Consider the following 624-nt stretch of genomic DNA (forward strand, 5'->3'; position numbering starts at 1 on the left):
GATTATGATGCAAGCAACCTTCTGATCGACTTCACAGATGCCGTAGAGGAAGCCGGTCTTACCGCTCGGCAACGGCTCGTACTGTATCTAATCTACATCCGATGCTTTTCTCAACATGAGGTGGCCCAGATGCTTAACATTACTCAGCAGGGTGTTAGTGATCATATAAACGCCGCTGTAGTCCGTATTGCCACGGTGAATCGATTGAAAGAGGAAGGGGCGAGGGTCGCGTGAATGAAACATTGAAGAATCCGTATGCCGGACGTTTTCAACCAGAGACGAACTTTAAGAAAGTGTTTGAAGATGAAGTTACCCAGTTAAAGAAACAGAATATACCGTTAGAATGGCGGAATCATGCGGTCGAACAGTTAACCGATGCTTATATCGAACAAACCCGGCAAATCCCCGACGGGGTACAACTCCATCGGTTGGCTAACTACATTCTTCAAGATGACCTCCGAGACCAATGCCCGGATAAGATCACTCGAACGGATTTCCCCTTTTTGAGCAGAGGGCAGATTCAGGTACGGATGAAAAGGGAAACCCCAACTGGGGATATGGGTTACTTCTCGTCCACCGGTAAGAGACCGAGGATAAAGCCGAAAAAATACCGTCATATGCAAC

General features: G+C 47.4%; 2 protein-coding genes. Both read left to right on the forward strand.

Annotation, left to right across the window (positions count from 1 at the left end; all coding sequences use genetic code 11):
• The coding region (locus tag H1S01_RS20635; protein WP_279287056.1) for a sigma factor-like helix-turn-helix DNA-binding protein at window positions 1-234 on the forward strand (234 nt) is incomplete at its 5' end.
• Window positions 231-624 (forward strand): hypothetical protein (locus tag H1S01_RS20640; protein ID WP_188042185.1); only part of this gene is annotated, 394 nt, incomplete at its 3' end. The genes H1S01_RS20635 and H1S01_RS20640, both read left to right, overlap by 4 nt.

The sequence above is a fragment of the Heliobacterium chlorum genome, assembly GCF_014502795.1.
In the GTDB taxonomy this organism is placed as follows: Bacteria; Bacillota; Desulfitobacteriia; order Heliobacteriales; family Heliobacteriaceae; genus Heliobacterium; species Heliobacterium chlorum.